The organism is Advenella sp. EE-W14, from assembly GCF_012923605.1.
GTDB lineage: Bacteria > Pseudomonadota > Gammaproteobacteria > Burkholderiales > Burkholderiaceae_B > Advenella > Advenella alkanexedens.
Genome location: NZ_JAAVNG010000018.1, coordinates 1 through 5440 on the forward strand (window position 1 = coordinate 1; position 5440 = coordinate 5440).

Annotated in this window: 2 tRNA genes and 2 rRNA genes; all 4 read right to left on the reverse strand. The window is 51.0% G+C overall.

The features are described 5' to 3' along the window. Positions 1 to 56: 56 nt before the first annotated feature. Positions 57 to 2928: ribosomal RNA gene (locus HCX92_RS14515) — 23S ribosomal RNA — on the reverse strand. A gap of 444 nt (positions 2929 to 3372) precedes the next feature. Then, a tRNA-Ala gene (locus tag HCX92_RS14520) sits at positions 3373 to 3448 on the reverse strand. A 12-nt stretch (positions 3449 to 3460) separates the two neighbouring features. After that, positions 3461 to 3537: transfer RNA gene (locus HCX92_RS14525), tRNA-Ile, on the reverse strand. Between the two features lie 120 nt (positions 3538 to 3657). Next, a 16S ribosomal RNA gene (locus tag HCX92_RS14530) occupies positions 3658 to 5203 on the reverse strand. Together the 16S and 23S rRNA genes with 2 tRNA genes alongside form the textbook arrangement of a ribosomal RNA operon. Positions 5204 to 5440 lie beyond the last annotated feature (237 nt).

Consider the following 5440-nt stretch of genomic DNA (forward strand, 5'->3'; position numbering starts at 1 on the left):
TTTGAACGACACTTGAAACGCTATGTTCAGCAGTTTAATATAACCTGCAGAGTTATAGGATCAAGCCGCACGGGCAATTAGTATCAGTTAGCTAAACACATTACTGCGCTTACACACCTGACCTATCAACGTCCTGGTCTCGAACGACCCTTCAGGGGGGTCTAGCCCCCGGGATACCTAATCTTCAGACGAGTTTCCCGCTTAGATGCCTTCAGCGGTTATCTCTTCCGTACGTAGCTACTCGGCAATGCCATTGGCATGACAACCGATACACCAGCGGTACGTCCACTCCGGTCCTCTCGTACTAGGAGCAGGCTCCGTCAAGTATCCAACGCCCACGGCAGATAGGGACCAAACTGTCTCACGACGTTTTAAACCCAGCTCACGTACCTCTTTAAATGGCGAACAGCCATACCCTTGGGACCGGCTACAGCCCCAGGATGAGATGAGCCGACATCGAGGTGCCAAACACCACCGTCGATATGAACTCTTGGGTGGTATCAGCCTGTTATCCCCAGAGTACCTTTTATCCGTTGAGCGATGGCCCTTCCATTCAGAACCACCGGATCACTATGTCCTGCTTTCGCACCTGTTCGACGTGTCAGTCTCACAGTCAAGCACGCTTATGCCATTGCACTATCAGCACGATTTCCGACCGTACCTAGCGTACCTTCGAACTCCTCCGTTACACTTTAGGAGGAGACCGCCCCAGTCAAACTGCCCACCATACACTGTCCCCAACCCGGATAACGGGCCTAGGTTAGAACCGCAAACAAACCAGGGTGGTATTTCAAGGACGGCTCCATAGCATCTAGCGACACTACTTCTACGCCTCCCACCTATCCTACACAGGCCGGTTCACAATTCAATGTAAAGCTACAGTAAAGGTTCATGGGGTCTTTCCGTCTAGCCGCGGGGAGATTGCATCATCACAACCATGTCAACTTCGCTGAGTCTCAGGAGGAGACAGTGTGGCCATCGTTACGCCATTCGTGCAGGTCGGAACTTACCCGACAAGGAATTTCGCTACCTTAGGACCGTTATAGTTACGGCCGCCGTTTACTGGGGCTTCGATCAAGTGCTTGCACACCATCACTTAACCTTCCAGCACCGGGCAGGCGTCACACCCTATACGTCCACTTTCGTGTTAGCAGAGTGCTGTGTTTTTAATAAACAGTCGCAGCCACCATTTCTCTGCGGCCCATTCACGCTTTAACACGCTACTAGGGCATACCTTCTCCCGAAGTTACGGTATTAATTTGCCGAGTTCCTTCTCCTGAGTTCTCTCAAGCGCCTTGGAATATTCATCCCGTCCACCTGTGTCGGTTTGCGGTACGGTCATTGTTGAACTGAAGCTTAGAGGCTTTTCCTGGGACCACTTCCTATGACTTCGCGAACAAGTTCGCTTCGAGCCAATATCTTGAATTACGCGGCCGGATTTACCTAACCACCTTCTCGATACCAGCAACGGGTACTACCAATCACCCGATCACATTTCGCAATCCGTCCCCCCATCGCATTCAACAATGGTGTTGGAATATTAACCAACTTCCCATCAGCTACGCATCTCTGCCTCGCCTTAGGGGCCGACTCACCCTGCGCCGATGAACGTTGCGCAGGAAACCTTGGACTTACGGCGAGGGAGCTTTTCACTCCCTTTATCGCTACTCATGTCAGCATTCGCACTTCTGATACCTCCAGCATCCGTCTCCAGACACCTTCACAGGCTTACAGAACGCTCTCCTACCGCGTATGATAAATCATACACCCGCAGCTTCGGTAACTGGCTTAGCCCCGTTACATCTTCCGCGCAGGACGACTCGATCAGTGAGCTATTACGCTTTCTTTAAAGGATGGCTGCTTCTAAGCCAACCTCCTGACTGTCTATGCCTTCCCACTTCGTTTCCCACTTAGCCAATTTTGGGGACCTTAGCTGGCGGTCTGGGTTGTTTCCCTCTTGAGTCTGGACGTTAGCACCCAGTGCTCTGTCTCCCGTGCTGTACTTGCCGGTATTCGGAGTTTGCCATAGGTTGGTAAGTCGCCATGACCCCCTAGCTATAACAGTGCTCTACCCCCGGCAGTAATACACGAGGCACTACCTAAATAGTTTTCGGAGAGAACCAGCTATTTCCAGGCTTGTTTAGCCTTTCACCCCTATCCACAGTTCATCCCCTAATTTTTCAACATTAGTGGGTTCGGTCCTCCAGCACGTGTTACCGTGCCTTCAACCTGACCATGGATAGATCGCCTGGTTTCGGGTCTACACCCAGCGACTAAATCGCCCTATTCGGACTCGCTTTCGCTACGCCTTCCCTATTCGGTTAAGCTTGCCACTGAATGTAAGTCGCTGACCCATTATACAAAAGGTACGCAGTCACGGGACAAGCCCGCTCCTACTGTTTGTATGCACACGGTTTCAGGATCTATTTCACTCCCCTTCCGGGGTTCTTTTCGCCTTTCCCTCACGGTACTGGTTCACTATCGGTCGATCACGAGTATTTAGCCTTGGAGGATGGTCCCCCCATATTCAGACAGGATTTCACGTGTCCCGCCCTACTTGTTCGACGCTTAGTACCACGCAACGCATTTCGTCTACAGGGCTATCACCTGCTGCGGCCGGACTTTCCATTCCGTTCGACTATACATTGCGCTATCTCGTCCAGGCTGCTCCGATTTCGCTCGCCGCTACTTTCGGAATCTCGGTTGATTTCTTTTCCTCGAGTTACTTAGATGTTTCAGTTCACTCGGTTCGCTTCACTATCCCTATGTATTCAGGACAGGATACTGCCAGAGGCAGTGGGTTTCCCCATTCGGAAATCTGCGGATCAAAGCTTATTTGCCAGCTCCCCGCAGCTTATCGCAAGCTATTACGTCCTTCATCGCCTGTGATCGCCAAGGCATCCACCATGTGCACTTAGTCACTTGATCCTATAACACTAAAGGCTATAGGTTTTTGCCGTATCGCGCCTTTCAAATCACGATACCGCATGCTGAGTTTCACGTTTGTGTGCCGTTCATCATTTTCCAGGTTGTCATTCTTGCGAATGACGTCTTGAATTTGAGAACTTCAAATATAATGCAATCACAACCCGTATTTTCATCGACATATGCCGGACTCCTGGTGGAATCCAACATACCCGTTGAATTACTTTGTTGTGCTTCTTCCAAATTGTTAAAGAACATATACAGCCAATATCACACTTCGTAAAGTGCAATCTTCAGCCGTTTCACCGCCACCAAAATGACAGCAAAACGATTGAACACTGCATTCTACCTTTCTTCAGCAGAGCCAGAAAGTATAGCATGTTTTTTGTTAATCACGCCAGCCTTGTTTTCGTTAAAAAACAACAACCAACATTCACACAAGATTCCTGGTGGAGGATGACGGGATCGAACCGACGACCCCCTGCTTGCAAAGCAGGTGCTCTCCCAGCTGAGCTAATCCCCCAACAAACCTGTTTGGTGGGTCAAGCTGGAATCGAACCAGCGACCCCCGCCTTATCAAGACGGTGCTCTAACCGACTGAGCTACTGACCCAACTGCTGGCTTCCTGCCATTAACAGGCCACCAAACCGATAGGCGGGTACCATTGCCTTGTGCAATGTGACTAACAACCGATAAGCGTGGACGCTTTGAAACATAGGAGAACCTGCTCTTAAAGGAGGTGATCCAGCCGCACCTTCCGATACGGCTACCTTGTTACGACTTCACCCCAGTCATGAATCCTACCGTGGTAATCGCCCCCCTTGCGGTTAGGCTAACTACTTCTGGTAAAACCCACTCCCATGGTGTGACGGGCGGTGTGTACAAGACCCGGGAACGTATTCACCGCGACATGCTGATCCGCGATTACTAGCGATTCCGACTTCATGCAGGCGAGTTGCAGCCTGCAATCCGGACTACGATCGGGTTTCTGAGATTGGCTCCACCTCGCGGTTTGGCAACCCTCTGTCCCGACCATTGTATGACGTGTGAAGCCCTACCCATAAGGGCCATGAGGACTTGACGTCATCCCCACCTTCCTCCGGTTTGTCACCGGCAGTCTCATTAGAGTGCCCAACTGAATGCTGGCAACTAATGACAAGGGTTGCGCTCGTTGCGGGACTTAACCCAACATCTCACGACACGAGCTGACGACAGCCATGCAGCACCTGTGTTCCGGTTCTCTTGCGAGCACTCCTCTATCTCTAAAGGATTCCAGACATGTCAAGGGTAGGTAAGGTTTTTCGCGTTGCATCGAATTAATCCACATCATCCACCGCTTGTGCGGGTCCCCGTCAATTCCTTTGAGTTTTAATCTTGCGACCGTACTCCCCAGGCGGTCAACTTCACGCGTTAGCTACGCTACTAAGCCCCGAAGGGCCCAACAGCTAGTTGACATCGTTTAGGGCGTGGACTACCAGGGTATCTAATCCTGTTTGCTACCCACGCTTTCGTGCATGAGCGTCAGTATTATCCCAGGGGGCTGCCTTCGCCATCGGTATTCCTCCGCATATCTACGCATTTCACTGCTACACGCGGAATTCTACCCCCCTCTGACATACTCTAGTTCGGTAGTTAAGAATGCAGTTCCAAGGTTGAGCCCTGGGATTTCACATCCTTCTTTCCGAACCGCCTGCGCACGCTTTACGCCCAGTAATTCCGATTAACGCTTGCACCCTACGTATTACCGCGGCTGCTGGCACGTAGTTAGCCGGTGCTTATTCTTCAGGTACCGTCATCAGTTCCGGGTATTAGCCAGAACCTTTTCTTCCCTGACAAAAGTGCTTTACAACCCGAAGGCCTTCATCGCACACGCGGGATGGCTGGATCAGGGTTTCCCCCATTGTCCAAAATTCCCCACTGCTGCCTCCCGTAGGAGTCTGGGCCGTGTCTCAGTCCCAGTGTGGCTGGTCGTCCTCTCAAACCAGCTACGGATCGTCGCCTTGGTAGGCCATTACCCCACCAACCAGCTAATCCGATATCGGCCGCTCCAATAGTGAGAGGTTCCGAAGAATCCCCCCCTTTCCCCCGTAGGGCGTATGCGGTATTAGCTGACCTTTCGGCCAGTTATCCCCCGCTACTGGGCACGTTCCGATACATTACTCACCCGTTCGCCACTCGCCGGCAAAGAAAGCAAGCTTTCTTCCCGCTGCCGTTCGACTTGCATGTGTAAGGCATCCCGCTAGCGTTCAATCTGAGCCAGGATCAAACTCTTCAGTTTAATCTCTGTATAATTGCCATCTACTGTTTTATGGTAAATGGTCGCTGCTTCACTCAAAAGAAAATAACGTTTATATGTATAAACCTTACTTCTTCATTTCAAGTGAGCGCTTAAAGTATAAATTCAGCATCACCAGCTTACGCTGGTGTGGCCTCTTACATTCCAAGCGCCCACACTTATCGGCTGTTATATTGTTAAAGAGCATTACAACATGACCCAACGGTCATGAGGCTGACA